Below are 3361 nucleotides of genomic sequence, written 5' to 3'. Positions count from 1 at the left end.
AGGGTGTACGCCAAGTTGTTGGTAGCCGCTTGGGCAAGACTTGAATAATGAAGGCGATCAGCTCGCTCGATTATGGTCTCGTATATCGAGGCTGCCTGAGCAGGATGGCCGTCAGCTGTAAGCGTCCCGGCGATGCTGTCGAGCGTGTTAAGCGTGTCCGGGTGATCAACGCCGAGCACGGTACTTCGGATCTGTTCAACACGACGAAGCAGCTCGCGTGCGGCCGCACTCATTCCACCAGCTGCAAGGGCTCCGGCCACGTTGCTTAGCGCCTTGAGGCTATCTGGGTGATCTGAGCCGAGGTCCTGGAGCCGGATTCTCGCAGTATGCTCGAACAAGCGAAGCGCGACGGCATGGTGGCCAGCATTCAGCTGTAACCTGGCGAGTGCGTCCAACTGGGCCAAGAATTCGCGGTTGTGAACATCCCGCATCTCGATGGATCGGGCGATCGCCCGACTTAGCAACCCACCGAGAACCTTCGCATCGACTTCGGGCACGTCGGTCATATGGCGCTCCCAAACCGCCGATTCAGCAATCTGTTCCGTCTGTCACGGTACTCCTCGTCATCGATCAGGGCCCGCAACTGCAAATCGCTCAGTTCTGTGAGCCGTTTGACCAGATCGCCGAAATCTGGGTCATCGAGTGGCGCCACCTTCACATCACGCCTTTGTGACACGCAGCGAAGTTCAGCTCGCGAAGCACCAATAGTATCCCAGAATCGGGATTGCTCCGCTTGTTCTAGGTTGTCGATCGCGGCAATCGGTGTGATGACGAGTGATCCGGTACCAGCCGCCGGCATGTGCCCGCGAACTACGCCGAGCACATGGCCTGTGTCGCTGACGACCGCGGTACCAGAGAATCCGGCCCATGGCGTGCTGTCGAGCTCGCCTGCGGAAACAGCACGATCGCGGACCTGCGGTGAAGTAATTTTAAACGATAGCGTCTGAATTATGGACGTGTCCGAATATGCATCCGGACCCTCTGCTGTCGGAATATACCCGTCAGATTGAGCACGGTAGCGTTCTTCGCCGTTATCGTTCCACTGGGGATATCCCAGCGCCCAACAAGGCACCATTTCAGGGCTCGAAGTCTCAACATAGCCGATCGAAATCGATGGCAAAGGCTCCAAACCTGTAACGCAAAGCAAAGCAATGTCGACTGAAGTGTTGGGACTAATCCAACAAACTTCTGCCGAGTACTCCTCGCCCTCGCAGACGACCGAATGCTCGACACCGTGGGCGCAGTGTGCAGCCGTAAGAATGTTGAGACCGCCCAACCGAAATCCGGAACCTCTACGCTTCTTGCCATCGCGAAGGTAGGTTATTAGCACTGCTCTGTATGCAATACTTATGCCGGTTTTTGCTTCAATTGTCTATTGCGTTCTTCCGCATAGCTTAGTCCTGCAGTAAAGTTGTTGTACTGGTCTTTGTGTCTTCGTCAGATCCATCGATCAAAAACTCCTTCGTCTCCGCAACATCTCCGCTAGTTTTTGTGAGGCGTGGATCAAGGGTTAATTTCAACATTTGTTTATTTGAGTTCTCTCGACTGCTGCTTGCTGTCGCTGTAGCCACCCACCACTTAATTCCGGCCTCGCCCTTGATCGCGCCGGTTACTGCCACCTCCAACGTCAGCTCAATAGGCGTTACGGCGAATTTGAGGTCAAACGTCTCGTCGCCAACGGTAAACGAAGAAGCCGACTTCCAGATCGTTACCATCAATTCGTCCCTCAGTGATTCGATCGCATCTGCGAGCGGGACTCTTCCACGTGGATGTGGGTCGGCTTGGTTGCTCGGCATAGATGTGGTCTCCTCGCTGTGATTGTTGAGAACACCCTATCGCCTGGCTATGAAACTGTCTGAGCAACACAGGCTTAGTAATCGCTCGTAGTTAAGCTCTCCGAGCGTCCGGCGATCCTGCGAGGCGAGGCCAGGGCGGAGCCTCAAATCTTCGTGAGGTGGTGATGCCCGCCACCGTGGCGTCTGTCCACTTTGACTGGACGCGAGGTGACTGGTTCGAAGAACGCGATAGCGTCGATGGCCGTTGTTGTCTGGACTGCTGGTACGCATGCGGAGGCGTTCTCGGCCCCAGGCCAGCCACTTTAGTCAAGATGGATGCTGCGAAGCGCCCCGTGCCGGTTCGGGCTGGCTCGACGAAATCCTCACCATGCTTCTCCAGATCGGATACGTCTACGTGCGGATACGTCGTGCTCTTGCGTCGACGCTTGATCTGTGCAATATGCAAGTCGCCAAAACTAACTCGTATCGTCACGGGCAACTCTATGAGGAGAGGGTCTCGCGCATCGACTGGCCCACGGCCGGCGAATCAGAAGTCCTGATCCACCCGGCGAAGGATGTTCGCCAGCATGATCACAGAGTCTGCGGCGATTCCGGCCTCCCTGCGTGTGGGCCCCGATGAGTGCTTAACGCTATGGGCGAGTTCGATCACCTTGCTCGCGACGCCGCGGATGGCCTCGTTGTCCTTGCCTGCCAGGGAGTCTTCTACGTACCGACCAAGACGCTGCTTCGTCTTGTCGGCCGGCGGCTCGGTTTCCCCTTCCCGAAGATGCACCACCGGATCGTAGATGGCGCGGCTAAGTGCTTCCAAAGCAGCGACGCATCGGTTGCCGACATCACGGTAATCCTGGGTGGTACAGGAAGAGCGAAATCGCCGGCGGAGTTCGGTGAGTTCCTCGTCCACTCGCGGCCAGCCGATCCTGCTGTGCGGTGAGATGGCTTCTGCGGTGACGGCGCGGAACTGTGCGTCCTCCTGGCGGTCGAGTTCGGTCTGCACTGGGTCGAAGAGGTTCTGGAGCAGGTCCCGACGAGCCTGCCAAGAGCCCGAGCAGTCGTTACGAATCCAATGTGACTTGAAGCTTGTGAAGTCCCTCCACGGGAAGGTCAACGCGATACCGATCCGGTCGAGGACTGCAGTCAGCGAGCGCTGCGCGAGGGTTAGCTCGGCGTCATCAAGCACGTTGCCACCCCCCGTGCCGTACGCGATCAGGTCGTCCCACACGAGGTGGGTCAGTTCGACCGCGGCCTCAAGGTCGTCGGTACCGGCGATGGGTCCTGCCCTCAGCTGGGTGAGAAGATCCCGCCGCAGCGTCGACGTTGTCGTGGTCTCGCTGGTCCATGGATCAGCGGACTCCGTTTCCGCGAAGAAGTCATGTCGTTCCACGCGGTGAGGCTACAGACGCGACTGGAGCGAGTAGATGTGCTTGCACAACAATTCGTTCGAACAGACTCCGGCACCTCCGTGACTCTGCGGGTGTGACGCTCGAGAACTAAGGATGCGGCAGGCGCTTTGCCTTGCCGCCATCGGACGCTGCTAACTGGCTGTGGTGGCGTGTCCCCCGTGAACC

4 protein-coding genes are annotated in these 3361 nt (G+C 57.9%); all 4 read right to left on the bottom strand.

From position 1 onward, the window contains the following. A partial coding sequence (locus B3T59_RS16895) for a tetratricopeptide repeat protein (RefSeq protein ID WP_287004426.1) occupies positions 1 to 506 on the bottom strand: 506 nt, incomplete at its 3' end. Then, on the bottom strand, positions 503 to 1330 hold the full coding sequence (locus B3T59_RS16890; RefSeq protein ID WP_287004425.1) for a S1 family peptidase: 828 nt from the start codon (positions 1328 to 1330) through the stop codon (positions 503 to 505). The genes B3T59_RS16895 and B3T59_RS16890, both read right to left, overlap by 4 nt. Positions 1331 to 1394: 64 nt before the next feature. Continuing rightward, a complete protein-coding gene (locus B3T59_RS16885; protein ID WP_287004424.1) occupies positions 1395 to 1796 on the bottom strand; it encodes a trypco2 family protein in 402 nt (133 codons plus the stop codon). Between the two features lie 526 nt (positions 1797 to 2322). Beyond that, entirely contained in the window at positions 2323 to 3015 is a 693-nt protein-coding gene (locus B3T59_RS16880) for a hypothetical protein (RefSeq protein ID WP_287004422.1), read from the bottom strand. Positions 3016 to 3361 lie beyond the last annotated feature (346 nt).

The sequence above is a fragment of the Gordonia sp. UBA7860 genome, from assembly GCF_002500165.1.
Taxonomy (GTDB): Bacteria; Actinomycetota; Actinomycetes; order Mycobacteriales; family Mycobacteriaceae; genus Gordonia; species Gordonia sputi.
The sequence above is the reverse complement of the archived record's forward strand: the minus strand, read 5'-3'. Positions and strand labels throughout refer to the sequence as shown.

Excerpts from the sequence above, each read along its gene's own strand:
- B3T59_RS16885 (WP_287004424.1), bottom strand. The coding sequence starts at position 1,796 with ATGCCGAGCAACCAAGCCGACCCACATCCACGTGGAAGAGTCCCGCTC.